Origin of the sequence: Prauserella isguenensis (genome assembly GCF_014191605.1) — a bacterium.
In the GTDB taxonomy this organism is placed as follows: domain Bacteria; phylum Actinomycetota; class Actinomycetes; order Mycobacteriales; family Pseudonocardiaceae; genus Prauserella; species Prauserella isguenensis.
The window spans coordinates 114,783-141,419 of the sequence record NZ_JACHWU010000003.1; the positions used below are offsets into that span (position 1 = coordinate 114,783).

25 protein-coding genes and 1 riboswitch are annotated in these 26,637 nt (G+C 70.8%); of the genes, 6 read left to right on the plus strand and 19 right to left on the minus strand.

The window, feature by feature from the left end:
- Window positions 1-37 precede the first annotated feature (37 nt).
- The 6 genes from FHS23_RS13265 (at window position 38) to FHS23_RS13290 (ending at window position 4,245) form a co-directional block, all read left to right on the plus strand.
- On the plus strand, window positions 38-700 hold the full coding sequence (locus tag FHS23_RS13265) for a hypothetical protein (protein WP_183654244.1): 663 nt from the start codon (window positions 38-40) through the stop codon (window positions 698-700).
- Window positions 691-1,353 (plus strand): hypothetical protein, encoded by a 663-nt coding sequence (locus tag FHS23_RS13270; RefSeq protein WP_183654247.1) that lies wholly within the window; start codon window positions 691-693, stop codon window positions 1,351-1,353. Before FHS23_RS13265 ends, FHS23_RS13270 begins: the two co-directional genes overlap by 10 nt.
- Window positions 1,354-1,505: 152 nt before the next feature.
- Window positions 1,506-2,744 carry a Bcr/CflA family multidrug efflux MFS transporter gene (locus FHS23_RS13275; RefSeq protein WP_183654251.1) on the plus strand — a complete coding sequence of 413 codons (1,239 nt, stop codon included), beginning with the start codon at window positions 1,506-1,508 and terminating at the stop codon, window positions 2,742-2,744.
- 36 nt (window positions 2,745-2,780) lie between these two features.
- On the plus strand, window positions 2,781-3,068 hold the full coding sequence (locus tag FHS23_RS13280) for a YrhK family protein (RefSeq protein ID WP_183654255.1): 288 nt from the start codon (window positions 2,781-2,783) through the stop codon (window positions 3,066-3,068).
- A 104-nt stretch (window positions 3,069-3,172) separates the two neighbouring features.
- The gene (locus tag FHS23_RS13285) at window positions 3,173-3,394 is read left to right on the plus strand and encodes a hypothetical protein (protein WP_183654259.1); all 222 of its coding nucleotides are present in this window, start codon (window positions 3,173-3,175) and stop codon (window positions 3,392-3,394) included.
- Between the two features lie 188 nt (window positions 3,395-3,582).
- On the plus strand, window positions 3,583-4,245 hold the full coding sequence (locus tag FHS23_RS13290) for an O-methyltransferase (protein ID WP_183654262.1): 663 nt from the start codon (window positions 3,583-3,585) through the stop codon (window positions 4,243-4,245).
- 171 nt (window positions 4,246-4,416) lie between these two features.
- Here the strand turns inward: FHS23_RS13290 and glyA are convergent, their stop codons facing one another.
- The 19 genes from glyA to lgt form a co-directional block, all read right to left on the minus strand.
- The gene (gene glyA, locus FHS23_RS13295) at window positions 4,417-5,688 is read right to left on the minus strand and encodes a serine hydroxymethyltransferase (RefSeq protein WP_183654265.1); all 1,272 of its coding nucleotides are present in this window, start codon (window positions 5,686-5,688) and stop codon (window positions 4,417-4,419) included.
- Between the two features lie 2 nt (window positions 5,689-5,690).
- A complete protein-coding gene (gene gcvH / locus FHS23_RS13300) occupies window positions 5,691-6,065 on the minus strand; it encodes a glycine cleavage system protein GcvH (RefSeq protein ID WP_183654268.1) in 375 nt (124 codons plus the stop codon).
- A gap of 10 nt (window positions 6,066-6,075) precedes the next feature.
- Entirely contained in the window at window positions 6,076-7,155 is a 1,080-nt protein-coding gene (gene gcvT / locus FHS23_RS13305) for a glycine cleavage system aminomethyltransferase GcvT (RefSeq protein WP_183654271.1), read from the minus strand.
- 4 nt (window positions 7,156-7,159) lie between these two features.
- On the minus strand, window positions 7,160-10,003 hold the full coding sequence (gene gcvP, locus FHS23_RS13310) for an aminomethyl-transferring glycine dehydrogenase (RefSeq protein WP_183654274.1): 2,844 nt from the start codon (window positions 10,001-10,003) through the stop codon (window positions 7,160-7,162).
- A 47-nt stretch (window positions 10,004-10,050) separates the two neighbouring features.
- A riboswitch (glycine riboswitch) is annotated at window positions 10,051-10,148 on the minus strand.
- Window positions 10,149-10,454: 306 nt separating this feature from the next.
- Complete coding sequence (locus FHS23_RS13315) at window positions 10,455-11,522, minus strand: NAD(P)-binding domain-containing protein (protein ID WP_183654277.1); 1,068 nt, start codon at window positions 11,520-11,522, stop codon at window positions 10,455-10,457.
- 128 nt (window positions 11,523-11,650) lie between these two features.
- Window positions 11,651-12,466, minus strand: a complete 816-nt coding sequence (locus FHS23_RS13320) for an SRPBCC domain-containing protein (RefSeq protein WP_183654280.1) — start codon at window positions 12,464-12,466, stop codon at window positions 11,651-11,653.
- Window positions 12,467-12,663: 197 nt separating this feature from the next.
- On the minus strand, window positions 12,664-13,518 hold the full coding sequence (locus tag FHS23_RS13325) for an FAD binding domain-containing protein (RefSeq protein ID WP_183654283.1): 855 nt from the start codon (window positions 13,516-13,518) through the stop codon (window positions 12,664-12,666).
- Window positions 13,515-15,956, minus strand: coding sequence for a xanthine dehydrogenase family protein molybdopterin-binding subunit (locus FHS23_RS13330; RefSeq protein ID WP_183654297.1), 2,442 nt, complete (start codon window positions 15,954-15,956; stop codon window positions 13,515-13,517). The genes FHS23_RS13325 and FHS23_RS13330 overlap by 4 nt, the downstream gene beginning before the upstream one ends.
- On the minus strand, window positions 15,953-16,486 hold the full coding sequence (locus FHS23_RS13335; protein ID WP_183654299.1) for a (2Fe-2S)-binding protein: 534 nt from the start codon (window positions 16,484-16,486) through the stop codon (window positions 15,953-15,955). The genes FHS23_RS13330 and FHS23_RS13335 overlap by 4 nt, the downstream gene beginning before the upstream one ends.
- A 367-nt stretch (window positions 16,487-16,853) precedes the next feature.
- The gene (locus tag FHS23_RS13340) at window positions 16,854-17,978 is read right to left on the minus strand and encodes an XdhC family protein (RefSeq protein ID WP_183654302.1); all 1,125 of its coding nucleotides are present in this window, start codon (window positions 17,976-17,978) and stop codon (window positions 16,854-16,856) included.
- Window positions 17,971-19,086: a vWA domain-containing protein gene (locus tag FHS23_RS13345; RefSeq protein ID WP_183654305.1), complete on the minus strand. Its 1,116-nt coding sequence runs from the start codon at window positions 19,084-19,086 to the stop codon at window positions 17,971-17,973. The genes FHS23_RS13340 and FHS23_RS13345 overlap by 8 nt, the downstream gene beginning before the upstream one ends.
- Window positions 19,087-19,142: 56 nt before the next feature.
- Window positions 19,143-20,018 (minus strand): AAA family ATPase, encoded by an 876-nt coding sequence (locus tag FHS23_RS13350; RefSeq protein WP_221219561.1) that lies wholly within the window; start codon window positions 20,016-20,018, stop codon window positions 19,143-19,145.
- 114 nt (window positions 20,019-20,132) lie between these two features.
- On the minus strand, window positions 20,133-20,702 hold the full coding sequence (locus FHS23_RS13355) for a nucleotidyltransferase family protein (protein ID WP_183654311.1): 570 nt from the start codon (window positions 20,700-20,702) through the stop codon (window positions 20,133-20,135).
- Window positions 20,699-21,586, minus strand: coding sequence for an IclR family transcriptional regulator domain-containing protein (locus FHS23_RS13360; protein ID WP_183654314.1), 888 nt, complete (start codon window positions 21,584-21,586; stop codon window positions 20,699-20,701). Before FHS23_RS13360 ends, FHS23_RS13355 begins: the two co-directional genes overlap by 4 nt.
- 26 nt (window positions 21,587-21,612) lie before the next feature.
- Window positions 21,613-22,380, minus strand: coding sequence for a 3-oxoadipate enol-lactonase (gene pcaD / locus FHS23_RS13365; protein WP_183654317.1), 768 nt, complete (start codon window positions 22,378-22,380; stop codon window positions 21,613-21,615).
- Between the two features lie 55 nt (window positions 22,381-22,435).
- Window positions 22,436-23,611, minus strand: a complete 1,176-nt coding sequence (locus FHS23_RS13370) for an acetyl-CoA C-acyltransferase (protein WP_183654320.1) — start codon at window positions 23,609-23,611, stop codon at window positions 22,436-22,438.
- A complete protein-coding gene (locus tag FHS23_RS13375; protein ID WP_183654323.1) occupies window positions 23,608-24,402 on the minus strand; it encodes a CoA-transferase subunit beta in 795 nt (264 codons plus the stop codon). Before FHS23_RS13375 ends, FHS23_RS13370 begins: the two co-directional genes overlap by 4 nt.
- Window positions 24,399-25,247, minus strand: coding sequence for a CoA-transferase (locus FHS23_RS13380; RefSeq protein ID WP_183654327.1), 849 nt, complete (start codon window positions 25,245-25,247; stop codon window positions 24,399-24,401). Before FHS23_RS13380 ends, FHS23_RS13375 begins: the two co-directional genes overlap by 4 nt.
- Before the next feature lie 249 nt (window positions 25,248-25,496).
- On the minus strand, window positions 25,497-26,633 hold the full coding sequence (gene lgt, locus FHS23_RS13385) for a prolipoprotein diacylglyceryl transferase (protein ID WP_183654330.1): 1,137 nt from the start codon (window positions 26,631-26,633) through the stop codon (window positions 25,497-25,499).
- Between the last annotated feature and the right edge of the window lie 4 nt (window positions 26,634-26,637).

Consider the following 26,637-nt stretch of genomic DNA (forward strand, 5'->3'; position numbering starts at 1 on the left):
CCCGGCACGGGCGAAGGCGAACGGAAGGCAGCGGGACGTGAGGAAGTTCCTCCCGGGAGTCGTCGTGGTCGTCGCGGCGCTGGCGGGACTCGGCGGGTGCACCGGCACGTCGGAGCCCCGCCTGGCAGCGCACGCGCAGCCGGTCACGACGACCGAGCAGATCACCGTGGACCCCTTCACCGATGCGGGCGAACCCGACCCCGGCCTGGACGTCGTCGAGAAGGGCCAGGGCAACTGCTGGCAGTCCTGGGTCAGCATCACCACGGCCGACGCCCGCCGCTGCGCACCCCTGCTCAAGGGCGCCGAACACACGTCGCAGGAGGTGCACGACCCGTGCTACCTGCACGTGCGGTCGGGGCCGGACCGGGCGATCTGCATCCAGAATCCGACCACCGGCGAGGCGACGGGCTTCGAGGTCGTCGAGGACACCGGTCCCGCGCCGGAGGAGACGCAACGCCACCGGCCGTGGTTCCTCGAACTCGCCGACGGCCGCCACTGCGTGCTGTTCCCCGGTGCCGACGATCCCGACTCCACCGAGGAAGACCCCACCTACGGGTGCGGTCGGAACGATTACCTGTACGGCATGCCGGACACCGCGAACCGCGTGTGGACGATCGCCAACCGCCACGGCGAGGCCGAGGAGCGCACCGAACCCGGCCCTCGGCTCGACGAGGTGCCCATCCGGACGGCGTGGTTCTGACCGTGACGACCCTCGACTCCCGGCGTGTCCGGCCGGCCTCGCTCGCCCTGGTGACGGCACTCCTGGCCCTCGCGGGCTGTACCGACACGGGCGCCCGCGCGGTCGGGTCCGGCGTCCACCCCGCTCCGGTGACGGCGACCCGCGCGACGCACGTGGAGCCCTTCACGCCGGAGGGCGGGCCCGCACCCGGATTCACGGTCGTCGACCACGCCGCGGCGAAGTGCTCCGCGTCCGGGGTGAACCTGTCCGACCCGGACGCGCGGCGGTGCATGACCACCGAGGGCTACTTCCTGTACGACCCGTGCTTCGTCCGGCACCACCCGCGGCCTGACGTGGCTCTGTGCGTGCAGAACCCGACCAAGTCGCAGGCCGTGCGGATCCGGATCGTCGAGGACACGCCCGGATCGGCCGACCGCAGGCAACCCGACAGGCCGTGGTTCCTCGAACTCGCCGACGGCCGACACTGTGTGCCCGCGCCCAGCCCCTCCGAGGACGATCCGCCGCGCAGGCCGACCTACACGTGCGGCAGCGACGACCACCTCTACGGACTGCCCGACACCACGCAGCCGGTGTGGACGATCACCAACCGCCCCGGTGACGCCGACATCCCGGGCCCGCCGCAGCGGGTCCGCATCCGCACCGCCTGGCTCTGACTCCACGCCCGGCGGATACCCCACCGGGTTCATCCGGTGCTCCGACCCGACCGGTACACCCGTCTCAGATCACCCTCCGTCGAGGGAATAGTTAGCCATGCTCGCTACTTGTTCCAGGAGGACGTCAGCACTCACGAGCACCGGGAGGAACCGTGACCGCAGCCACCACCGTGGCCCCAGACGCCGATGCAGGAGCTCGGCTCAGCCGCACCGGCCGGTTGCGTTTCGCACTCATTCTCGGCGGCCTGACCGCGTTCGGCCCGCTCTCGATCGACATGTACCTGCCCGCACTTCCCGGCATGGCCGGCGACCTCTCCGCCGCCAACTCACTGGTGCAGCTCACCCTCGCGGCATTCGTGATCGGCCTCGGCGCGGGCCAGCTGGTGGCCGGGCCGCTGTCGGACGCCTTCGGCAGGCGGAAGCCGCTGCTGGTGGGTGTCGCGCTGTACATCACGGCGAGTGTGCTGTGCGCGTTCAGCCCGTCGATCGAGATGTTGATCGGTGCACGGGCGTTGCAGGCGTTCGGCGCGGCCGCAGGCATCGTGGTCGCACGCGCGACGGTCCGCGACCTCTTCTCCGGCATCGCCATGTCCCGGTTCTTCTCGGCTTTGATGCTGGTCACGGGCGTGGCACCGATCCTGGCGCCGATCATCGGCGGTCAGCTGCTCACGGTGACCTCGTGGCGCGGCATCTTCGCCGCCCTCGCCGCGTTCGGCGGGGTGTTGCTCCTCGTCTCGGCGCTGGCTCTGCCGGAGACGCTGCCGCAGACGTCCCGCAGGCCCGCGCGGATCGGCGGCGTCCTGCGCACCTACCTCAGCCTGCTGCGCCACCGCGCGTTCCTCGGGTCCGCACTCACCATCGGGCTCGGGTTCGCCGGCATGTTCACCTACATCTCGGCGTCCAGCTTCGTGCTCCAGGACATCTACGGCCTCGACCCGCAGGCCTACAGCTTCGCCTTCGGCGGCGGCGCGATCGGCCTGGTCATCATGACCCAGGTCAACGGGCGACTGGTCGGCCGGTTCAGCCAACGGGGCCTGCTCCGCACCGGCCTGCTGGCGGGTACGACGGCAGGCGTCGTCGCCACCGTCGCCGCGGTCGCAGAGCTCGGGCTGCCGGTCCTGCTGCCCGCGGTCTATCTGGTGGTGTGTTCCAACGGCATGGTGATGCCCAACGCAATGGCGCTGGCGATGTCCGATCACCCGGACAAGGCGGGCTCGGCGTCGGCGCTGCTGGGCGTCCTGCAGTTCCTCATCGCCGGCGCGTCCTCCCCACTGATCGCCCTGTTCGGCGAGAGCTCGGCCGTGCCGATGGTGGCGCTCATGGCCGCGTTCTTCGCGCTGGCGCTGACGAGCTTCCTGACCATGGTCCGCCCCCGCTCCGCAGGCGCCTGACCTGCGGCCCCACCCGCGCGGTGGCACCGTGATCACATGGCCGACGACGACCGTGGACCGCTGCACTTCCGGATCGGTGACGAAGAGCTCCTCATCCGCCGCCGCTACGAGGTGGCGAGCATCGTCAACGACCTGTTGATCGCGCTCTGGTTCGTGATCGGCAGCGTGCTGTTCTTCTCCCCCAGCACCGAGTACGCCGGGACGTGGCTGTTTCTCATCGGAAGTATCCAGCTGATGATCCGTCCCGCCATCCGGCTCCGGCGGCGCGTTCACCTGCGACGACTCCGCTCCGGCGAACCCACCGAAGCCTCGCACGACTTCTGAGACGCCGGATTCGTGACATTCCGTGCGTCGGTCGCGTCATGGCGTAGCCGTGGCCGCGTCCCACCTGTGCTCAGCCCGATGAAGCACGGAGGAAGGCGGTCGGCATGTCGGATCAGAACGAGTGGGTGGTTCCCTGCCGCGACCTGGCGGGACGCAAGCGCAAACTCACCGTGTTCTCCAGTGAGGAGCAGGTGGTCGTGGTCGCCCCTCCCGGGGAGACGGCGGTACTCGGACCGCTCGAGGTGGGCCGGTTCCGGGCCGCGCTGCGCGACGCCGTCGTGCACCTGGCCCAGCACGACCAGGACGAGGCGGGTGAGACGGTGTGATCACCCGCGGGCCTGTGACGCGGCCGGAGGTGACGTGGGGACGGCGGCCGCCGGACGTCGGTGTTGGTCACCGTGGAGGTAGACGCGACAGGCGTCCGGATCCGGCAGCTCGGGACGGTCGTCGCCGCGCCCGAGACACGGCGGGGATTCCCGAGCACGATGCGGGACGAGCGCCTAACCTCCGGGGCATGGATCCTCGGACATGGGCCACGGTGGACGACTACCTGACCGACAACCTGCTCGGTTCCGACGAAGCACTCGACGACGCGGCCCGCGCCGCAGCGGACGCGGGCCTCCCCGACATCGCCGTCAGCCCACCGCAGGGCCGGTTCCTCACACTGCTGGCCACCATGATCCGCGCGCGGTCGATCCTCGAGGTCGGCACGCTCGGCGGCTACAGCGCCATCTGCCTCGCCCGCGCGCTACCGCCGGACGGAACCCTGGTCACGCTCGAGGCCGACCCGCGGTTCGCCGACGTCGCGCGCGGCAACGTCGACCGTGCCGGCGTGGGCGACCGGGTCGACATCCACGTCGGCGCAGCACTCGACACGCTGCCCACCCTGCGCGACGACGCCCCGTTCGACCTCGTCTTCCTCGATGCGGACAAGGCCAACAACCCCGCCTACTTCCGCTGGGCACTCGAACTGGGCCTGCCGGGGACGGTGATCGTCGTGGACAACGTCGTCCGCCACGGCGCTGTCGCCGACGCCGCCTCCGACGACCCAGGAGTGCGCGGCACCCGGGAGATGTTCGAGCTGATGGCCGCCGAGCCGCGCGTCGACGCCACGGCGCTGCAGACCGTCGCCGGCAAGGGCTACGACGGTTTCGCGCTGGCCCTCGTCACCGACTGAGCCCACTCACCAGCCGCCGCGGCACCCTCACAACCCGGGCGAGCCGCCACGTGCTCGATCGAGCGAACCCGGCTGACGTCGAGCACGGCCGGAAGGACCTTCCGCGCACACGGCAACGGCCCGCCGCGCCGAAGCGCGAGCGGGCCGTCGCCGATCCGGGTACTGCCGACGTCAGGACAGTTCCGGGTACAGCGGGTGCTTCTTGGCGAGCAGCTCCACGCGGCCCCGCAGCTCACCGAGCACGGCGTCGTCGGCGTTCGGCTGCAGCGCACGCGCGATGATGTCGGCGACCTCGGTGAAGTCCTCAGCGCCGAAACCACGCGTGGCCAGCGCGGGCGCACCCACCCGCAGACCCGAGGTCACCATCGGCGGACGGGGATCGAACGGCACCGCGTTGCGGTTCACGGTGATGCCGATCTCGTGCAGCCGGTCCTCGGCCTGCTGACCATCCAACGTGGAGTTGACCAGGTCGACCAGCACCAGGTGCACGTCCGTACCGCCGGTCAGCACCCGCACGCCCGCATCGGCGGCGTCGGACTCGGAGAGCCGGTTCGCGAGGATCTTGGCGCCCTCGAGCACGCGCTGCTGGCGCTCCTTGAACTCGTCGCTCGCCGCGATCTTCAGCGCCACCGCCTTACCGGCGATCACGTGCTCGAGCGGGCCGCCCTGCTGGCCGGGGAACACCGCCGAGTTGATCTTCTTGGCGTACTCCTGCTTCGACAGCACGATGCCGCCGCGCGGGCCGCCGAGCGTCTTGTGCGTCGTGGTCGTGACGACGTCGGCGTACGGCACCGGGTTCGGGTGCAGGCCCGCGGCGACGAGGCCCGCGAAGTGGGCCATGTCGACCATGAGCTTGGCGCCCACGGAGTCGGCGATCCGGCGGAACTCGGCGAAGTCGAGCTGCCGCGGGTACGCCGACCAGCCCGCGATGATCAGCTGCGGCTTGTGCTCGTTGGCCAGCCGCTCGACCTCGGCCATGTCGACCAGACCGGTCTCCTTGTCGACGTGGTAGGCCGCGACGTTGTAGAGCTTGCCGGAGAAGTTGAGCTTCATGCCGTGCGTCAGGTGACCGCCGTGCGCGAGGTCGAGCCCGAGGATCGTGTCGCCCGGGTTGAGCAGCGACACCATCGCCGCCGCGTTGGCCTGCGCACCCGAGTGGGGCTGCACGTTGGCGTGCTCGGCACCGAACAGCGACTTGGCCCGCTCGATCGCCAGGTTCTCGACGACGTCGACGTGCTCGCAGCCGCCGTAGTAACGCTTGCCCGGGTAACCCTCGGCGTACTTGTTCGTCAGCACCGAGCCCTGCGCTTCGAGAACGGACACGGGCGCGAAGTTCTCGGAGGCGATCATCTCCAGCGTCGACTGCTGGCGGCGCAGCTCGTCGGCGACCGCCGCGGCGACGTCAGGGTCTACAGTGGACAGATCGGCTTCGAACGAACTCATGGTCAGCCCTCCTGGGTGAGCGCGGTATAAGCGGCGGCGTCCATCAGTTCCGGCATGCTCTCGACGCGGACCTTGAACAGCCACCCTTGTTCATACGGATCGGAGTTCACGGACTCCGGGTTGTCGATGACGGCCTGGTTGACCTCCGTGATCTCGCCGTCGACCGGGGCGTAGATCTCGCTGACCGACTTGGTCGACTCGATCTCGCCGCACGGCGTGCCCGCGCTCACCTCCGAACCGGCCTCCGGCAGTTCGACGAAGACGACGTCGCCGAGGGCCTCGGCCGCGAACGCGGTGATACCCACGGTGACGACGTCACCGTCGACGGAGATCCACTCGTGTTCCTTGGTGTAGCGCAGGTTCTGGGGAATCGTCATGTCAGGCCTTTCAGCGACGCTGGTAGAACGGCAGGGCGACCACCTCGACGGGTTCGAGGCGACCGCGGATGTCGGCGGACAGGGTCGTGCCGGGCTCCGAGCACCGGACGGGCACGTACGCCATGGCGATCGGGTGTCCGAGAGTCGGCGAGAGCGCACCACTGGTGATCTCCCCGACCTCGTCGTCGCCCTGCAGGACACGGTAGCCGTGCCGTGGCGCGCGCCTGCCACCGCCGGTGAGGCCCACCAGGACCGTCTCCGGTTCGGGCTGGTTCTCGAGGGCCGCGCGGCCGACGAAATCACCCTCCTTGTCGAACCGGACCACCCGGCCGAGGTTCGCCGCGAAGGGTGACCCGTCGGCGGAGAGCTCGTTGCCGTACAGCGGCATACCCGCCTCGAGGCGCAACGTGTCCCGGCAGGCCAGTCCGCACGGCACGAGACCGTGACCCTCGCCGGCCTCGGTCAGCACCTGCCACACGGCCGCCGCATCGGCATTGGCAACGAACAGTTCGAACCCGTCCTCGCCCGTGTAGCCGGTGCGCGCGAGCAGCACCTCCCGGCCTCCGACGGTCGTCGGTACGCTCGCGAAGTACTTCAGCGCGGCGAGATCGGCGTCGCTGACGGCGCCGACGATGGCCGCCGACGTCGGCCCCTGCACGGCGATCAGAGCGGTCTCGGCGGACCGGTCATCGACGATCGTGTCGAAGCCCTCGGCGCGGCGCACCAGTTCGGCCGATACCTCGGCGGCGTTGCCCGCGTTGGCGACCACCAAGTAGCGCTCCTCGCCGAGGCGGTAGACCACGAGGTCGTCGACCACACCGCCCCGCTCGTTGCACATCATGCTGTACCGCGCGCGGCCGACGGCCACGGCCGACAGCTTTCCGCTCAGCGCGTAGTCGAGCGCGTCGGCGGCCTGCGGGCCGGTCAGTTCGATCTCGCCCATGTGCGAGAGGTCGAACAGCCCGGAGGCCTCGCGAACCGCGCGATGTTCGGCGAGATCACTGGAGTACCGCACCGGCATGTCCCAGCCGGCGAAGTCGGTGAACGACGCACCGAGTCCACTGTGGACGTCGTGTAGCGGAGTCTTCATCGTCTCAGCTTTCGAAGTCGGTGACGGGCGGGCAGGAGCACACGAGGTTGCGGTCACCGTAGGCGCCTTCGATCCGGCGCACGGGCGAGAAGTACTTGCCCTTGGCCCGCGTCTTGCCCGGGTACACCGCGAGCATGCGGTCGTACGGCCGGTCCCACTCCCCCGCGATCTGCTCCGCGGTGTGCGGCGCGCCCCGCAGCGGGCTCTGCTCGACGTCCCACGTACCCGAGGCGACCTCGGCGATCTCCCTGCGGATCGAGATCATCGCCTCGCAGAAGCGGTCCAGTTCGCCCAGGTCCTCGCTCTCGGTCGGCTCGACCATGAACGTACCCGCCACCGGGAACGACATCGTGGGCGCGTGGAAGCCGTAGTCGATGAGCCGCTTGGCGACGTCGTCGACGGTCACGCCGGTCTGCTTGGTCAGCTGGCGCAGGTCGATGATGCACTCGTGCGCCACCAGGCCGTGCTGGCCGGTGTAGAGCACCGGGTAGTGCGGGCTCAGCCGCGCGGCCACGTAGTTGGCCGCCAGCACGGCGACCTGCGTCGCCCTCGTCAGTCCGACCGAGCCCATCATCCGCACGTAGGCCCACGAGATCGGCAGGATCGACGCCGACCCGAACGGGGCGCCCGAGATCGGGCCGACCCCGGTCGCGGGCCCGGCCTCGTCGAACTGCGGGTGGTTGGGCAGGTACGGCGCGAGGTGCTCGCGCACGGCCACCGGCCCCACGCCGGGGCCGCCACCACCGTGCGGGATGCAGAACGTCTTGTGCAGATTCAGGTGCGAGACGTCGCCACCGAACTCGCCGGGCTTGGCCAGTCCCAACAGCGCGTTGAGGTTCGCACCGTCCACATAGACCTGCCCGCCGGCTTCGTGGACGATGTCGGCGAGCTCGGAGATGCCGGTCTCGTACACGCCGTGCGTCGACGGGTAGGTGACCATGATCGCGGCGAGCGTGTCACGGTGCTGGTCCGCCTTGGCCCGCAGGTCGTCGAGGTCGATGTCGCCGTCGTCGGTGCAGGCCACCACGACCACGCGCATACCCGCCAGCACCGCCGAGGCGGCGTTCGTGCCGTGGGCGGACGACGGGATCAGGCAGACGTCACGCTCGGGCTCGCCGTTCGCGCGGTGGTAGGCGCGAATCGCCAGCAGGCCTGCGAGCTCGCCCTGGCTGCCCGCGTTCGGCTGCAACGACACCGAGTGATAACCGGTGACCTCGGCCAGCCACGTGCTGAGCTGCTCGGTCAGTTCCCGGTAGCCCGCCGCATCGTCGGCCGGCGCGAACGGGTGGATCCCCGCGAATTCGGGCCAGGTGACCGCCTCCATCTCCGTGGTGGCGTTCAGCTTCATCGTGCACGAACCCAGCGGGATCATGCCCCGGTCCAGCGCGTAGTCCAGGTCGGCCAGCCTGCGCAGATAGCGCAGCATCGCCGTCTCGGACCGGTGGGTGTGGAACACCTCGTGCGTCAGGTACTCCGTGGTGCGCTCGAGCCCGGCTGGGATCGCGGGGCCACCGTCGGCCTTCGCGCCGACCCCGAACGCCGCGAGCACCGCGGCGACGGTGTCGGCGGACGTGCCCTCGTCGCAGGCGATCCGGACGTGGTCCGCGCCGTCCCGGCCGAGGTTGATGCCTGCCTCGCGTGCGGCCGCGACGACAGCCTCCGCCTTGCCCGGGACCCGGGCGAGCACCGTGTCGAAGAAGCGCTCGTGGACGACCTCGACGCCGCCGTCGCGCAGGCCCGCGGCCAGCGTCGCTGCGTGGCCGTGCACACGCTCGGCGATCCCGCGCAGCCCCTCCGGACCGTGGTAGACCGCGTACATCGACGCCATCACCGCCAGCAGCACCTGCGCCGTGCAGATGTTGCTCGTCGCCTTCTCCCGGCGAATGTGCTGTTCGCGGGTTTGCAACGCGAGCCGGTAGGCGGGCGCGCCCCCCTCGTCGACGGACACGCCGACCAGCCGGCCCGGCAGCGACCGCTCGAGACCCTGCCGCACGGCCAGGTAGCCGGCGTGCGGACCGCCGTACCCCATGGGCACGCCGAACCGCTGACTGCTGCCCGCAGCCACGTCGGCGCCGAACTCGCCGGGCGCCTGCACCATGGTCAGCGCCAGCAGGTCGCCCGCCACGCAGTAAAGCGCCTTGGCCTCCTTGGCCGCCTCGCCGATGCGCGAGTAGAACTCCGGCTCGCGCAGCACACCGGACACACCGGGGTACTGGACGACCACGCCGAAGAACTCGTCCGGCAGCCCCTGCGACAGCTCACGGACGTCGAGGTCGATGCCGATGACCTCGGCCCGCGTGCGCAGCACCGAAACGGTCTGCGGCAGGCATTCGGCGTCGACGACCAGTGTCGAGGACTTGGCCTTCGACGCGCGGCGCATGAGCATCATCGCCTCGGCGACGGCGGTCGGCTCGTCGAGCATCGAGGCGTTGGCGGTGTCCAGGCCGGTCAGGTCGGACACCATCGTCTGGAAGTTGAGCAGCGCTTCGAGCCGGCCCTGCGAGATCTCCGGCTGGTACGGCGTGTACGCCGTGTACCAGGCCGGGTTCTCCAGCACGTTCCGTCGGATGACGGCCGGCGTCACTGTGTCGTGATAGCCGAGCCCGATCATCTGGATCATCGGACGGTTCTTCTCCGCGAGTGCGCGCAGCTCGCCGATGGCCTCCTCCTCGGAGGCCGCTTCGGGCAGCGACAGCGCGCCCGACGTCCGAATGGCCGACGGCACCGCGGCGGCGACGAGCGCGTCGAGGCTGCCGTAACCGCATTCGGCCAGCATTTTTGCCTGCTCCGACTCGGCCGGGCCGATGTGCCGGGGCATGAACGTCGAAGGCAGTGCGGGCACTGTCATCGAGGAGCTCCTTTCAAGCGCATGACAGGGATACCCGCCACGCTGGGAACTCCCCCTCTGTCATGACACCTGAGAGTTTCACCGTGCGTACACGGCTTTCACCTTGGGTGAGGCTCACCTGAGCCCACTTTCCAGAGTGGCCTCACCATGGCGGTAACGGTACCTGAGAGATTGTGGGGTCTTTGCTCCTTCGGCGCCTCGCGCTACCAACGCACGAGGTCTCTCCCGCTCATGGTTCGAGCAGCCTCGATCTTCGGTTATCAGGGGGTTAAACCTACGCGTCGGGCCGGAGCCAGTCCACCCTGCCCGCCTCCGCAGTGACGTATACCGCGACGCCGTCGACCCGCCGGAGCACCTCCGGCTACTCTGGGTGTACAGACCTCCCTCGGTGACCCCCGGCCGTGGGGAACGATCGCGCACCCTCGGCACACGCGACCCCCATCCACGCTGGTCACAACGCCAAAGCGCTTCGCAGACCGCGGACCGCGGAGCGTCCCGCCCGGGAGGCACCGACCGTGCTCGCGGACGGACCGTAGCCGACAAGGTGGACGCGCGGCTCGGCCACGACCTCGGTGCCGTTCATCCGGATACCGCCCCCGCGCTCCCGCAGGCCCAACGGAGCCAGGTGGTCGAGGGCCGCCCGGAACCCGGTGGCCCACAGAATGACGTCGGCAGGTTCTTCGGTGCCGTCGGACCAGGCCACCCCACTGGGCGTGATGCGCTCGAACATCGGCCTGCGGTCGAGCACTCCCGCCTCTCGCGCAGCGCGGACCTCGGGGGTGAGCATCAGGCCGGTCACGCTGACGACGCTGCGTGGCGGTTTGCCTTCGCGGACGCGTTCGTCCACCTCGGCGACGACCTCGCGGCCGTACTCGGGCGTGAACTCCTCGTCGCGGAACACCGGCGGCGTGCGCGTGACCCACGTCGTGGCCGCGGCGACCGGGGCGATCTCCAACAGCTGCTGCACGGCGGAACTACCCCCTCCGACGACCACGACACGCCGGTCCCGGAACTCGGCGGCCCCGGTGAAGTCGGCGGTGTGCAACTGCCTGCCGGCGAACGTGCCGCGGCCCGGGTACCACGGCTGGAAGGGGCGGTCCCACGTACCGGTCGCGTTGACGATCCCGCGGGCGAGCCACGTCTCGGTGAGCGTGTCGACGAGGAATCCGCTCCGCTCGCCGTCGGCGTACCGCACCGAGCGCACGTCGGCAGGCCGGTGAACCGGCAGATCGAAGGTGCGTTCGTAGCGGGCGAAGTACTCGCTGACGACCTCCGAGGCGGGCCTGTCTGCGTCGGCGTCCTCGAGCGGGAGCCCCGGCAGGTCGTGCAACCCGTGCACCCTGCCGAGCCGCAGCGACGGCCACCGGTACTGCCACGCTCCGCCGGCCCGTTTGGCGTGGTCGAGGACAACGAAACCGGCCTCCGGCGCGAGCCCGGCCCGCCGGAGGAAATAGGCGGCGGACAGCCCCGCCTGCCCCGCGCCGATGACGGCGACGTCCACGGTGTAATCGGCCCACATACCGGGTGCAACCCCGCGGGCGCGCCACTCATTCCGGGCACGCCGCGTGCCGCATGGCCCGCCCCGCCTTCGTCCCGACCGGGGGGAATCACTGCGGCCCCTGGCGGCGATCCGCCGCACCGCCACGGTCAGGTGTCGGCGCCGCCCTGCTTCTTCCCGCACAGCAGGCGGATGATGGCGATCACGCCGACCAGGGCGACGAGACCGCCGATCATCGGCGCGGCACGTTTGGCGACCGACGCGCCCGCGTAGTCGAACAGGTCGATGGCCTCGGCCTCCCGGCCGCCACCGGGTTTGACCGACTCGAGCTGCGGTTTCTCCGGCTCCGGCGGCGGAGACGCCGCGGCCGCACCGCTCGCGATGGCCGACCCACCTCCGGCACCCGGGGTCGTGTCCCGGCCCGACGATGCCGCGGGGCCCGCCGAACCGCCGTCCGTACCCGACGTACCCGCCGCGCTCGACGTTCCTGCCGACTCCGACGAGCTCGACGCAGCCGAGGAGTCCGATCCCAGTTCGGCCGACAGGTTCTCGGCGAAACTGTCGAGGATCTTGCCGCCCACCTCGGAGATCATGCCGCGGCCGAACTGGGCCGGTTTACCGGTCACGTTCAGGTCCGTGGCGACCGCACCCTTCGTGCTGCCGCCCTCGGCCGTCAGGGTCACGGTGACCGTCGCCGCCGCCGTGCCCGCGCCCCGGGAGTCCTTGCCGGACGCCTTGATCGTGATCTCCCGCGACGTCTCGTTCTTCTCGAGAAACTCGCCGTTGCCCTTGTAGAGCAGGGAGACCGGGCCCAGCTTGACCTTCACCGTGCCCTTGAACGTGTCGCCCTCGACGGACGTCAGCGTGGCCCCGGGCATGCACGGCGCCACGCGCTCCGGGTCGATGATCGCCTGCCACACCTCGTCGATGGGTGCCGGGACGGTGAATTCGTGGTCCAGCCGCACGGGCCGACCTCCTTCCTCGATACCTGCGCTCGATGCCTGCGCTCGATGCGCCTTGCTCCCTCGGTGCGCCGCGGTCCCGCCTCGATGACTCGATCGCTCGGTACCTCGGTGCGCCGTCGTCTTCGTTGCCCACGTCCGTGAACCGCGAGGGCACCGCGGACCGTTGGCGGCCCGCGGTGCCCTGCCGGTCACGGCGGTCAGCCGGCCATCGCCGCCTCGACGGCACGTCCCGTCAACACCCTGGCCAGGTGCTGCCGATACTCGACGTCGGCGTTGCCGTCGACGGTCGGGCTCGTGCCTTCCGCGGCGTGTTCGGCGGCCGCCCGGATCGTCTCGGCGTCGGCCGACCTGCCCACGAGGGCCTGTTCCACCGCGGTCGCCCGCACCGGAATGGAGGCCATGTTGGTCAGTCCGATCCGGGCCTCGGTGATCGTGCCGCCCTCGGCGCGGACCGTGGCCGCCACCGCGACCATCGACCACGCCTGTGCGACGCGGTTGAACTTCTCGTAGTGCGCCGACCAGCCCGTGTGCTTCGGTATCCGCACCTCGACGAGGATGTCCTCCGGCGCCAGCGACGTCGTGAAGAAGTCCTGGAAGAACTCCGCGGCCGACGCGGTGCGGCGGCCTCCGGTGCCCTGGATGACCATCTCCGCATCCAGCGCCAGCGCCGGCGCGAGGAGGTCACCCGCAGGGTCGGCGTGCGCCAGCGAACCACCGAACGTGCCCCGATGCCGCACCTGCGGGTCGGCGACCGTGTCCGTGGCCCTGGCCAGCAACAACGCGTGGTCGTGCACGAGCGGGTCACGCTGCACGTCGTAGTGCGTGCTCATCGCACCGATCACGACGGCATCGCCCTCGTCGCGCACCCCCTTCAGCTCACCGATCTTGCCGAGATCCACGACCGTGGTCGGTGCGGCGAGGCGCATCCGCAGTACGGGCAGCAGGCTCTGCCCGCCGGCCAGCACCTTGGCGTCCTCGCCCGCGTCGGCGAGCGCACGCACCGCCTCGTCCACAGTGGACGGTGCTACGTAGTCGAACGGAGCGGGGATCACTGCGCACCTCCGTGTGCTGAGTCGATCGAGCCGAGTCCGCCACCGGCCTCGGCTCCGGGGCCGCCTGCGGCGGCGTCGCCCTCGTGGACGGCGCGCCACACGCGCATCGGACTGAGGGGCATCTCGATGTCGTTGACGCCGTGGTGTCGCACCGCGTCCACGACCGAGTTGACCACGGCCGGGGTCGAGGCGATGGTGCCCGCCTCGCCGACGCCCTTGACCCCGAGCGGGTTCGACGTCGCGGCCGTCTCGGTGCGGTCGGTGGTGAACGACGGCAGGTCCATCGCCGACGGCAACAGGTAGTCGGCGAACGTGCCCGAGGTGAGCGTGCCGAACTCGTCGTACACCGCTTCCTCGAACAGCGCCTGGGCGATGCCCTGCGCCAGCCCGCCGTGCATCTGCCCTTCGACGATCAGAGGGTTGATGACCTTGCCGATGTCGTCGACGCAGACGTACGAGCGCAGCCGCACCCGACCGGTCTCGGTGTCGACCTCCGTCGCGCACAGGTGCGTGCCGTGGGGGAACGAGAAGTTCTCCGGGTCGAACACGGCCTCGGAGTCCAATGTGGGCTCCACGCCCTCCGGCAGGTCGTGCGCCGCGAACACCGCGAGCGCCACGTCCTGGATGGCCGTCGAGGTGTCCGTGCCGCGGACGGTGAACTTGCCGTCGGCGAACTCGAGGTCGTCCTCGGAGGCCTCCATCAGGTGCGCGGCGACCTTCCGGGCCTTGGCGATCACCTTCTCCGCGGCCTTGACCACGGCGATACCGCCGACGGTCAGCGACCGCGAACCGTAGGTGTCGAGGCCCTTGTGCGAGGACTGCGTGTCGCCGTGCAGGATCTCGATGTCGTCGAATCCCACCCCGAGCTGGTCGGCGACGATCTGGCTCCACGCCGTCTCGTGCCCCTGTCCGTGCGGTGAGGCACCCGTGACCACCTCGACCTTGCCGGTCGGCAGCATGCGAATCGCCGCGTGTTCCCAGCCGCCCGCGCCGTAGTCGAGCGAGCCGAGCACCCGGGACGGTGCGAGACCGCACATCTCGGTGAACGTCGAGATGCCGATGCCGAGCTGGACCCGGTCTCCGCGCTCCCGGCGTTCGCGTTGTTCGCGGCGCAGTCCGTCGTAGTCGAACAGCTGCATCGCCTTGGCCGTCGCGGCCTCGTAGTTGCCCGAGTCGTAGGTCAGCGTGGAGACCGTGGTGTACGGGAACTCGTCATGCTTGATCCAGTTCTTCTCTCGCAGCTCCATCGGGTCCATGCCGAGCTCGGCCGCGAGCTCGTCCATGATCCGCTCGATGGCGAACGTCGCCTCCGGCCTGCCCGCCCCGCGATAGGCGTCGGTGAGCGTGGTGTTGGTGAACACCGTGGTGCAGGAGAAGCGGTAGGCCGGGACCTTGTAGATCGCGTTGAACATGAACGCGCCGAGCACCGGGACACCGCCACCGACGATGCCGAGGTAGGCGCCCATGTCGGCGAGCAGGTCGACCTTCAGGCCCGTGATGGTGCCGTCCCGGGATGCCGAGATCGTGATGTCCTGCATCTGGTCACGGCCGTGGTGGGCGGACACCATCGTCTCGGAGCGCGACTCGGTCCACTTCACGGGTTTGCCGAGCTTCTGCGCCACCACCACCGCGGCGCACTCCTCGGGAGTCACCGCGAGCTTGCCGCCGAAGCCACCGCCCACGTCGGGGGCGATCACCCGCACCTGGTGTTCCGGCAGACCGAGCGTCATCGCCACCATCGTCTTGAGGATGTGCGGCACCTGCGTGGCCGACCACATCGTCAGCTGGGGTGCCGTGGGGTCCACGACGACCGACCGCGGCTCCATGAACGCGGGCACCAGCCGCTGCTGGCGGAACCGGCGGGTGACCACGACTTCGGAGCTGCTGATGGCCTGCTGCACGTCACCACCGGAGCCGGCCTCCGCGGAGTCGAAGATCCACTCGGCGCTCTTGTTCGTGCCCATGTCCTCGTGCACCAGCGGGGCGCCATCGGCGACGGCGTCGTCGACGCCCAGCACCACGGGCAGGTCGTCGTAGTCGACGTCGATCTCGGCGAGCGCGTCCTCGGCCTCGGCGGCACTGCGCGCGATCACCACGGCGACCGCTTCACCCGCGAAGTTCACTGTGCCCTGCGCGAGCATCGGCCTGCGCGGGGTCTTCTGGTCGGGGGTGATCGGCCATGCATTGGGCATACCGACCTCCCCGCCCGGATCGAGGTCGTCGCCCGTGTACACCGCGATCACGCCCGGCATCTCCTTGGCCGCCGACGTGTCCATGGCGGTGATCCGCGCGTGAGCCGTCGGACTGCGCAGGAAGGCCATGTGGACCAGGCCCGGCAGCGCGATGTTGTCGGTCCAGCGGGTACGGCCGGTGATGAGGCGCTCGTCCTCCTTCCGGACGCGCGCCCGGCCGACCTCCGGTTCGGCCATGGCGGTCATGCGTCACCTCCGACACCTGTCGTGGTGCGCTCGCCGTCGGCGACCTGTTCGGCCTCCGGGCCCGCACCCGGCCGCATGTGCCCTGCCGCGTCGCGCACGGCGCGGACGATGTTCTGATAACCGGTACAGCGGCAGAGGTTTCCTTCGAGTCCTTCGCGGACGGCCTCCTCGTCAGGGTTGGGATTGTCAGCCAGCAGGTCGATCGACTGCATGATCATGCCGGGGGTGCAGAACCCGCACTGCAACGCGTGGTTGTCGCGGAAGGCCTGCTGCACCGGGTGGAGCTGCCCGTCACGGGCGAGCCCCTCCACCGTGGTGACCTCGCCGCCGTCCGCCTGAACGGCCAGTACCGAACAGGACTTCACGCTCTGCCCGTTGAGATGCACGGTGCAGGCGCCGCAGTTACTCGTGTCGCAGCCGACGACGGTTCCGGTCTTGCCGAGCTTCTCCCGCAAGTGGTGCACGAGCAGGGTCCGCGGTTCGACTTCGTCCGTGTAGCCGGTCCCGTCGACGGTGACGGTGATGCGCATGGGGCCTCCTGTGGTGGCTCGGTCCGCCGGGTGTGGACGGGCCGCGTGGAACGGCCGGAGCCGACCGCCTCCTACGGTGATCGGCTTCACACTCGAGCCTGCTACGTCTGCCCTCGCTCGACAACCCCGATCTTGGGTGCGCGTCCGGGTGATTTCCGCATTCGGCGGAGTTCGGCCTGGAAGACCGCATTGCGGTCGCAGCAACTATCCCCCGATCGGCGGTACGAAGGGTCCGTTCGCGCCGTTGCCGGTAGCCCACTCCCCGCAGTCGGGCGTGTGCCGTCCGCCGTCCCTCGGCGTGACCCGTGGCCCCTCGGCGTCGTCCGTCGGCGTCGGGGTCTCTCCGCGTCGGGGTCTCTGGGCGTCGTCAGCGTTGCTGTTCGGTGTGGATCCGGCCGTCGACGTCGGTCAGCCTGCGACCACCGCCGCCCCACTTCAACGCGATGATCTCCGCCGCGATCGACACCGCGGTCTCCTCGGGGGTCCGCGCGCCGAGGTCCAGGCCGATCGGGGAGGCGAGCCGTTTGAACTCGGCGTCGGTCAGGCCCGCCTCACGCAGCCGGGCCAGCCGGTCGTCGTGTGTGCGCCGCGAGCCCATCGCCCCGACGTACCCGACGTCGAGCCGCAGCGCGACCTCCAGCACGGGCACGTCGAACTTCGGGTCGTGCGTGAGCACGGCGATCACGGTGCGCCGGTCGATCCGCCCGGCGTCGGCCTCGGCCTTCAGGTACCGGTGCGGCCAGTCGACGATGACCTCGTCGGCATCGGGGAACCGCGTCGTCGTCGCGAACACCGGGCGCGCGTCGCAGACCGTCACCTCGTAGCCGAGGTAGGCGCCCATGCGCGCCATCGCCGCGGCGAAGTCGATCGCACCGAACACGAGCATCCGTGGCGGCGGCTCGAAGGTGTTGACGAACACCGACATCCCCTCGCCGCGCCGCTGTCCGTCCGGCCCGTAGTGCAGCGTGCCGGAGCGGCCCCCCGCGAGCATGCCGCGGGCGTCGTCCAGCACCGCGTCGTCGATGCGGTCCGACCCCAGACCGCCCCGGGCCTCCTCCGGCCACACCAGCATCCGCCTGCCCTGCAACTCGGCGTCGGGATGCTCGATCGTGGTCACCAGCGCCACCGGGTTGCCTTCCCGCACCGAGGCGACGAGTTCGGGCAGGTCGGGCATCGAGTCGCGGTCGATGCGCTCGACGAAGATGTCGATGATGCCGCCGCAGGTCAGGCCCACGGCGAACGCGTCGTCGTCGCTGACGCCGTAGCGCTGCAGCACAGGCTCACCGTCGGCGATCACCTGTTGTGCGAGTTCGTAGACCGCCCCTTCGACGCAACCGCCGGACACACTGCCGACCGCTTCGCCGTCACCGCCCACGAGCATCGCCGCCCCGGGCGCCCGGGGAGCCGACGAGAAGGTCGCGACCACGGTGCCGATGCCGACCGTCGCCCCCGCTTCCCACCGGCGGTACACCTCGTCCAGCACGTCATGCATCTCGGACCTCCCGCAACAGTCGTTCCAACGTGGCCAGGCTGTGCCCCGCCAGTAACCGATCCACGTGCGGCAGCGCTGCGGCGATGCCGGACTGCACCGGCTCGTACCCGTCCCGTCCCGCGTGCGGGTTCACCCACAACACGCTGTGCGCCAACCGCCGCAGCCGTGCCATCTGCTCGCCGAGCAGCGCCGTGTCGCCGCGTTCCCAGCCGTCGGAGAACACGACGACGACGGCCCGCCGGGCCAGGCCCCGCTGGCCCCACCGGTCGAGGAACACGCGCAGCGTCTCGCCGAGCCGGGTGCCGCCCGCGAAGTCGGCGACGGCCTCCCCCGCGGCGAGCATCGCCCGCTCCGGGTCGCGCTGCCGCAACGCCCTCGACACCCGGGTCAGCCGCGTACCGAGCGTGAACGCCTCCACATCGGCGGGAGCGCTGCGGACGACGACGTGCGCGAACCGCAACAGTGAGTCCGCGTAGGGCTTCATCGAACCGGACACGTCCACGAGCAGCACGACCCGCCGCGGCCGCGTGCGCCTGCGCGCGTACGCCAGCCGCGCGGGTTCGCCCCCGGCGGCGATCATCGCCCGGAACGTGCGACGCGGGTCGAGCCTGCCCCGGTGCGCGGACCGCAGCCGTGAGGACCGCCGGCGCGGCGACACCGGCCGCAACGTCCGGAACAGCTCGCGCAGGTGTCGGCGTTCGGCATCGGACAGCTCCCCGAGGTCCCGGTCGCGCAGCAGCTCGACATCGCTGGCGGCGACGCTGAGCTGTTCGCCCGCCTCGGTGTCGCCCTCGCCGTCGCCCTCGTCGGACATCGGTGCGATGCGGGCGCGCTGCTCCCTACGCACCGGCATGCCACCCGGGTCCTGGTCGGCACCGCCGAACCAGCTCGCGAAGGCCTGGTCGTACCGCGGCAGGTCGTCGGGGTCGGCACACAGCGTCAACCTGCCGGCCCAGTACAACTGGGCGGCATCGCCGACGTCGACCCGCTCGACGGCGTCGAGATACGTGCGCACGCGGTGCCGGTCGCAGGGCAGGCCCGCCTCGCGCAACGCCGTCGTGAAGCCGACCAGGCCCGGCAGCGGATCGGTCACGTCCGTTTCGGCCATGCTTCCATCATGCACCGCCGGCGCCCGTCCTCCGAGTGCCGAGACCCGGCGTCACCTCAACCGAGGACCGCGTCGAGCCTGGTGCGGACGCGGTCGAGGTCCTCGCTGAACTTCAGCACCGCGCCGAGTGTGGTGGCCGCGGACGCCGCGTCGAGTTCGTCGCGCCCCAGCGCGCGCAGCGCGTTGGCCCAGTCGAGCGCCTCCGCGACACCGGGTGGCTTGAGCAGTTCCATGGTGCGCAGCCGCTGCAGCGTCTCCGCGATCTGCTCGGCGAGCCGCTGGCCGATGCCGGGCACTCGTGCCCGCAGGATCGCGATCTCCCGCGACAGGTCCGGGTGTTCGAGCCAGTGGTACAGGCAGCGGCGTTTGAGCGCGTCGTGCACCTCGCGGGTGCGGTTGGACGTGAGCACGACGAGGGGCGGCTGCGCGGCGCGTACCTCGCCGTACTCGGGGATCGTCACCGTGTTCTCGTCGAGCAGCTGCAGCAGGAACGCCTCGAACTCGTCGTCGGCGCGGTCGATCTCGTCGACGAGGAGCACGCACGGCGACGAGCGCAACGCCGTGAGCAGCGGCCGGGCGAGCAGGAACCGCTCGGTGTAGAGCGACTGCTCGGCGGCGTCGACGTCGAGCCTCCCACCCTCGGCGGCCTCGAGCGCGCGCAGATGCAACAGCTGCCGAGGGAAGTCCCATTCGTACAGTGCCTGGGCCGCGTCGATCCCCTCGTGGCACTGCAACCGAACCAGCGGCAGCTCCAGGCTCTCCGACAACGCCACGGCGAGCGACGTCTTACCCGTGCCGGGTTCGCCTTCGCAGAACAGTGGCTTGCCCATGCGCAGGGACAGGAACGCGGCGGTGGCGACACCGTCGTCGGCGAGATACCCGATGCCGGCGAGCAGCGCCGACAGCTTGGCAGGCGACGACACGGAGGACAGGTCGGGCCCTGCGGAGGAGGCGGTGCGGGCTGTTCCGGCGGCAGTGCCGCCCGCGGCGGGTTCGCTTGTCACGTACTCACCCTAGGCATCCCCCTGCCGATGACGGCAACCTTCTTACGGGTCAAGCAGCTCGGGCGTGTCGGCGTCACGCCCGCCGCCGATGTCGCCGCAGTCGACGAGCCGCACGTCGTCGCGGGCGCGGAGCCAGTCGCGGGCGCCCCGGTCGCCGGCAGCCTGCGCGGCGACCTCGGCCCACCAGCGGCGGCCGAACAGCACGGGGTGCCCGGGAGCGCCCGCGTACGCGGCACGGGCGACGACACCGGTGCTCGCATGGGCACGCATCCGCGTGACGACGTCCGCGCCGACGTCGGGCAGGTCGACCAGGTGCACGAGCGCCGCGTCCGGAGGTGGGGCGACGTCGGCGAGCGCGCGCAGTCCCGCACGCAGCGATGCCCCCATGCCCTCGGCCCAGTCGTCGGCGACGACCGCCCGCGCCCCGTCCGGCACCAGCGGCCGCGCCTCCTCGGCGCGTGCGCCGAGGACGACGACGACCGGATCGCAGCCGCCGTCGAGCAGCACGTCGGCCGCGCGCGTCACGAGGGCCGCGCCCCGGTGTGTCGCAAGGGCCTTGGGCATGCCGAAGCGGCTCCCCTGTCCCGCCGCGAGCAGCAGTCCGGCGGTCATGGGCGGGCCGATCCTGTGCGAGGTGGCGCGGCGGCGAGCAAGTCCGCCTCGATGCCGCGCGCGGCCTCCCGCAGCGGCGGCAACAGCTCGGCCCGCATCGCCTCCGGGCTGCGGCGGGACGCGTGGGTCGACAGGTTCACGGCGGCGGAGACCGTCCCGTCGGCGCCGTGTACGGGCACGGCGATCGACCTCAGACCGTCCTCCAGTTCCTGGTCGACGAGTGCGTATCCCGCCTCTCGTACGCCGGCGAGCTCGGCGCGCAGCGCATCGGCCGAGTCGGTGGTGCGGTCGGTGAACCGGTCGAACGTGGCCGAGGCCGCGTAGGCCTCCAGCGCCTCGTCGGACAGCCCGGCGAGCAGCACGTGCCCCATCGACGTGGCATGGGCCGGGAATCGCGTGCCGACACTGATCGTGACCGCCATGATCCGTGACACGGCCACGCGCGCGACGTACACGATGTCGGAGCCCTCGAGCACCGACATCGAACTCGACTCGCTCACCTCGGCCGACAACCGCTCCAGGTGGGGCTGCGCCAGTCCCGGCAGCGACAGCCCGGACAGGAACGAGTACCCGAGTTCGAGCACCTTGGCGGTGAGCGAGAACTGCCTGCCGTCGCTGCGCACGTAGCCGAGGTCGACGAGCGTGAGCAGGAAACGGCGGGCGGCTGCGCGGGTCAGCCCCGTGGCTTTCGCGACCTCGCTCAGCGTCAGATGAGGCGCCGCCGGGCCGAACGCGGTGATGACGGCCAGCCCGCGTTCCAGCGACTGCACGTGGTGGGTGCCCCTGCCCCGCTCGGCACCGTCCGGCGGGGTCTCGGCACCCGCCGTGTCCTCGCCGTCGGCCGTGCGGTCACCTTCCGCCTCGGCGGCTGCTGCTCCATCCATAGGAGACCCAACCTAGCCGGAGCGGCTCACGCCTTCGCGAGGTGCGTGGTGATCAGCTCGGTGAACCGTTCCGGCTGTTCGACGTTGCCGAGATGCGCTGCGCCGGGCACGACCTCGAGCCGCGCGTGCGGCACGGCGTCGGCGATGACGTCGCCGTGGCCCTCGGGCGGCGTCGCCGAGTCGTCGGCGCCGGCGATCACCAGGGTCGGCACCGGGATCGACGGCAGCCCGTCGAGGAGGTCCATCGTCGCGATGGCGTGGCAGCACGCGGCGTACCCGGCCGCGGGGGTCGCCGCCGTCATGTGGTGGTACTCGCGTCGCTCCTGCGGGTGGGCGGCCAGCCAGTCCGGAGTGAACCAGCGCTCGATGCTGCCGTCGGCGATCACCGTCATACCCTGCTCCCGCGCCGTGCGGCCACGTTCGAGCCACGACTCGGGCGTGCCCAGCTTCGCCGACGTGCAGCACAGCACGAGACTGCGCAGCCGCTCGGGCGCGTGGCTGCCGAGCCACATCCCCGTCATGCCGCCGAGCGACAGACCCACGAAGTGCGCCCGGTCCACGCCGAGGCCGTCGAGCAGCTCGAGCACGTCGCCACCGAGGTCGGCCATGGTCACGTCACTGTCCGGGACGGCAGTACGGCCGTGTCCGCGCTGGTCGTACCGCACGACGCGGTAACCCTCGCGGACCAGCGGCTCGACCTGCGGCTCCCACATCGTCAGGTTGGACCCGATCGACCCGGACAGGACGACGACGTCGCCGTCGGCGGGTCCGTCGACCACGCTGTGCACCTGCATGCGTTCTCCCTCGTGTCTACTCCGGGTACCCGGAACCGGTCCGGGCACGTCGGTGTCAGGCCTCGAGCACAACCGCCAGGCCCTGCCCGACGCCGATGCAGATCGCGGCCAGACCGTACCCGCCACCGCGGCGCCGCAGCTCGTGGGCGAGCGTGCCGAGGATCCGGCCCCCGGACGCACCGAGCGGGTGGCCGATCGCGATGGCGCCACCGTTGACGTTGACGATGTCCGGGTCGAGCTCGGGCCAGTCGGCCAGGCACGCCAGCGATTGTGCGGCGAAGGCCTCGTTGAGTTCCACCGCGGCCAGGTCGCCCCAGCCGATGCCGGCGCGCTGCAACGCGATCTCGGCGGCACGCACCGGGCCGATACCGAACACGTCCGGGTCCACGCCCGCCGCGCCGCGACCTGCGATGCGGGCCAGCGGCGTGGCGCCCACTCGGCCGGCTCCCGCCCTGTCCCCGAGCAGCAGCGCGGACGCACCGTCGTTGAGCGGTGAGGCGTTGCCTGCGGTGATGGTGCCGTCCGCGCGGAACGCGGCCTTGAGCTTCGCCAGCTTGTCCACAGTGGAGTCCGGACGGATGCCCTCGTCCCGTGTCAGCTCGGTGCCGGGCACCGGGACGACGTGTGTGTCGTAGAAGCCCTCGTCCCACGCCCTCGCCGCGTTCACGTGACTCCGGACGGCGAACTCGTCCTGTGCCCGTCGCGAGATCGTGTACTGCTCGGCGACGCGTTCGGTCGACTCGCCGAGCGACACCGTCCACTGCTCCGGCATCCGCGGATTCACCATCCGCCAGCCGAGCGTGGTCGAGTGCAGTTGCTGGTTCCCCGCGGGGAACGCCTTCTCGGGCTTCTGCACGACCCACGGCGCCCGGCTCATGGACTCCACGCCGCCCGCCACGATCAGCGACGCGTCGCCGACGGCGATGGTCCGGCTCGCCTGCATCGCGGCGTCCAGACCGGACCCGCACAAGCGGTTGATCGTGCTGCCGGGAACCGACGTCGGCCAGCCGGCGAGCAGCGAGGCCATGCGAGCGACGTTGCGGTTGTCCTCACCCGCCTGGTTGGCATCGCCGAGAAGCACTTCGTCCACTGCGGCCAGATCGACGTCGCTACGCTCCCGCAGTGCCGACAATACGTGTGCGGCCAGATCGTCGGGCCGCACGCCCGACAACGAGCCGGTGTACTTGCCGAACGGGGTGCGGACGGCATCGAGCACGAAAACGTCGGTCACCGCGAGGCCTCCTTGAGCGTGCGCAACGTGGACAGTTCGGCCGCGGTCGGCGCATCGGTACGAGCCAGCTCGGGGGAGATCTTCAGGTCCCATCCCGTCGCGGCGCGGACGTCCTCGACCTCCACGCCGGGGTGCAGCTGGGTGAGGACGAGCTCGGAAGTCTCCGGGTCCGGCCGCAGCACGCCGAGATCCGTGATCACCAGTGTCGGGCCTGCCCCAGGCAGGCCGAGCCGCTCCCGATCGCCCTTACCCGAGCCGTGACCGACCGAGGTCACGAAGTCGACCTTCTCGACGAAACTGCGCGCGCTCTGGCGCACGACGACGAAGACCTCGTGGCACGACGCCGCGATCTCCGGCGCACCGCCCGCACCGGGCAGCCGCACCTTCGGGTCGGTGTAGTCGTCACCGATGACCGTCGTGTTGATGTTGCCGAACCTGTCCAGCTGCGCAGCACCCAGGAACCCGACGTCGATACGTCCCGGCTGCAGCCAGTAGTTGAACACCTCGGGCACACCGATCACGGCGTCGGCCGTCTCGGCCAGTACCCCGTCACCGATCGACGACGGCAGCACGTCCGGTTTGGACCCGAGCGTGCCGGACTCGTAGATCAGCACGAGGTCCGGCGCGTGGGTGCGCCGTGCGACGTTCGCCGCCGTCGACGGCAGACCGATGCCGACGAAGCACCGCTTGCCGTTCTCCAGCGCGCGGGCTGCGGCGACGGACATCATCTCGTCGGACGTGTAGTCCTGCTGCGCGCCGGACGCAGCGGTCGTGGATGCGGCCCCGCTCATCGCACACCCTCCTTGTCGCCTGCGGCATCGGCCGAGTCCCTTCCGGCGAGCACCTCGTCACGAACCCAGGTCCGGAAGGTGTCGCGGTCACGCCCGATCGAGTCCCAGTACTTGTAGTAGGCGTTGTCGCGTTCGTAGTAGCCCTGCGCGTACGACGGGTGCGCTCCGCGGGGCGCCTCGGCCACGGCGGTGACGGCCCAGTGCGGCAGTACGACCTGACCGGCGACCGGTTCGAGTTCGTCGACGACCTCCTCGACCGTCACGAGACTGCGCCCGGCTGCCAGCACGGCTTCCTTCTGCACGCCGACCAGGCCCCACATCTGCACGTTGCCCGCACGGTCGGCGCGCTGCGCGTGGATGATCGACACGTCGGGGTTGATCGCGGGCACCGCCGCGAGCTCCTCCCCGGTGAACGGGCACGTGATCCACTTGATCGTGGCCGTGTGCTCCGGCAGATCCGTGCCGCGGTAGCCGCGCAACACGGCGAACGGCAGGCCGGACGCACCGGCGACGTACCGGTTGGCCATACCGGCGTGGCTGTGTTCCTCGATCTCCAGCGGCACCGGCCATGCGTGCTGCACCGCGTCGCGGAACCGATGCAGCGAGCCCACGCCGGGGTTGCCGCCCCACGAGAAGATCAGCTTCCGCGCGCAGCCCGCGCCGATGAGCTGGTCGTACACGATGTCCGGCGTCATACGGACCAGAGTCAGGTCCTGACGCCCCTGCCGGATGATCTCCTGCCCCGCCGCATGCGGGATCAGATGCGTGAATCCTTCGAGTGCCACGACGTCTCCGTCGTGCACCAGTTCGCCGACGCCGTCGGCCAGCGACACGATGTCCGCCACGTTCTGCCACCTCGTTCACCGGATACCGGCGGCTCCACCGCCGACGTTCGTATAGCGCACGTGTGTTCTTCATATGAACATACGTGTCGGCGGGACGCACCGTCAACATGCGGCGACGGCGGTCACGTCGCAGCCGACCCCGGAAACGACAACGCCCCCGCGTGCCGCATCTCGGGCTCGCGGGGGCGTTGTCGGACTCGGTGTGCCGACGGGGTTGCCGTCGGGGGTGTCGCGTCGCGGGGCGGACCCTCAGGTCGCGTTGCCGGGCTTGTCGGACGACTCCCCGACACCGGTGTCGCCCGCACCGGACGCCGGCTCGGCGGTCGCCTCCGGCCGCGCGGCCGTCTCGGTCGCGGGACCACCGTCGTCGGTGTCGACATCGGACGGTGCCGATCCCGGTTGCGTGCCAGGCCCCCCGGCCGCAGGCTCCGCGTCGGCGGACGTCGTCGCGCCACCGGACCCGGATTCCGGGGCGTCGCCCTCGTCCGGGTTGTCCGGATCATCCGGGCTGCGAAGGGTTTCCGGGTCCTCCCGCGGCCCCTTCGCCCGGGCCAGGACGAAGTAGGCGACCGCGCCGAGGAACACGACCGCCGACACCCAGACGTTGACGCGCTGGCCGAAAATCTCGTTCGCCGGATCGGTGCGCATGAGCTCGATCCAGAACCGGCCTGCGGTGTACCCCGCGACGTACAGGGCGAACACCCGGCCGTGCCCGAGCCGCAGCCTGCGGTCGAGCCAGATGATCAGCAGCGCGACGCCGAGGTTCCACAGCAGCTCGTACAGGAACGTCGGGTGCACGACCTCGACCGGCACGTCGTTGAGGGCCACACCGCCGAGCGGGTCCTCGACGGCCGGGTTGTCGGGCGACACGCGCCGGTAGATCTCCAGCCCCCACGGCAGGTCGGTGGGCCCGCCGTAGAGCTCCTGGTTGAAGTAGTTGCCGAGACGGCCGACGGCCTGCGCGATGACGATGCCGGGCGCGACGGCGTCCGCGACGGCGGGCAGCGGGATTCCCCTGCGACGGCAGGCGATCCAGGCACCGACCGCACCCAACGCGATCGCGCCCCAGATACCGAGGCCGCCCTCCCAGATGTACAGCGCGCGGATCGGGTCGCGGCCCTCACCGAAGTAGAGCTGATTGTCGGTGATGACGTGGTAGAGCCTGCCACCGATGAGCCCCATCGGCGCGGCCCACACCGCGATGTCGATGATCGTGCCCTTGGTACCGCCGCGCGCCTGCCAGCGGCGCTCGCCGAGCCAGATCGCGACGACGATGCCGAGGATGATGCAGAGCGCGTACGCCCGCAGGGAGAAGGGGCCGATCTCCCAGACACCACGGTCCGGACTGGGAATGGTGGCGAGGAAGACAGAGGAGGCGGTACTCACAGGG

What these genes read in the sequence shown, in the direction of transcription:
- FHS23_RS13330 (WP_183654297.1), bottom strand. Translation starts at nt 15,956, where the DNA reads ATGACCGCCATGGCCGAACCGGAGGTCGGCCGGGCGCGCGTCCGGAAG.
- gcvH (WP_183654268.1), bottom strand. Translation starts at nt 6,065, where the DNA reads ATGACGATTCCCCAGAACCTGCGCTACACCAAGGAACACGAGTGGATC.
- FHS23_RS13280 (WP_183654255.1), top strand. Translation starts at nt 2,781, where the DNA reads ATGGCCGACGACGACCGTGGACCGCTGCACTTCCGGATCGGTGACGAA.
- gcvT (WP_183654271.1), bottom strand. Translation starts at nt 7,155, where the DNA reads ATGAAGACTCCGCTACACGACGTCCACAGTGGACTCGGTGCGTCGTTC.
- FHS23_RS13285 (WP_183654259.1), top strand. Translation starts at nt 3,173, where the DNA reads ATGTCGGATCAGAACGAGTGGGTGGTTCCCTGCCGCGACCTGGCGGGA.
- glyA (WP_183654265.1), bottom strand. Translation starts at nt 5,688, where the DNA reads ATGAGTTCGTTCGAAGCCGATCTGTCCACTGTAGACCCTGACGTCGCC.
- FHS23_RS13345 (WP_183654305.1), bottom strand. Translation starts at nt 19,086, where the DNA reads ATGGCCGAAACGGACGTGACCGATCCGCTGCCGGGCCTGGTCGGCTTC.
- pcaD (WP_183654317.1), bottom strand. Translation starts at nt 22,380, where the DNA reads ATGCAGGTGCACAGCGTGGTCGACGGACCCGCCGACGGCGACGTCGTC.
- FHS23_RS13360 (WP_183654314.1), bottom strand. Translation starts at nt 21,586, where the DNA reads ATGGATGGAGCAGCAGCCGCCGAGGCGGAAGGTGACCGCACGGCCGAC.
- FHS23_RS13290 (WP_183654262.1), top strand. Translation starts at nt 3,583, where the DNA reads ATGGATCCTCGGACATGGGCCACGGTGGACGACTACCTGACCGACAAC.
- FHS23_RS13315 (WP_183654277.1), bottom strand. Translation starts at nt 11,522, where the DNA reads ATGTGGGCCGATTACACCGTGGACGTCGCCGTCATCGGCGCGGGGCAG.
- FHS23_RS13375 (WP_183654323.1), bottom strand. Translation starts at nt 24,402, where the DNA reads ATGAGCGGGGCCGCATCCACGACCGCTGCGTCCGGCGCGCAGCAGGAC.
- FHS23_RS13340 (WP_183654302.1), bottom strand. Translation starts at nt 17,978, where the DNA reads ATGCATGACGTGCTGGACGAGGTGTACCGCCGGTGGGAAGCGGGGGCG.
- gcvP (WP_183654274.1), bottom strand. Translation starts at nt 10,003, where the DNA reads ATGACAGTGCCCGCACTGCCTTCGACGTTCATGCCCCGGCACATCGGC.
- FHS23_RS13355 (WP_183654311.1), bottom strand. Translation starts at nt 20,702, where the DNA reads ATGACCGCCGGACTGCTGCTCGCGGCGGGACAGGGGAGCCGCTTCGGC.
- FHS23_RS13335 (WP_183654299.1), bottom strand. Translation starts at nt 16,486, where the DNA reads ATGCGCATCACCGTCACCGTCGACGGGACCGGCTACACGGACGAAGTC.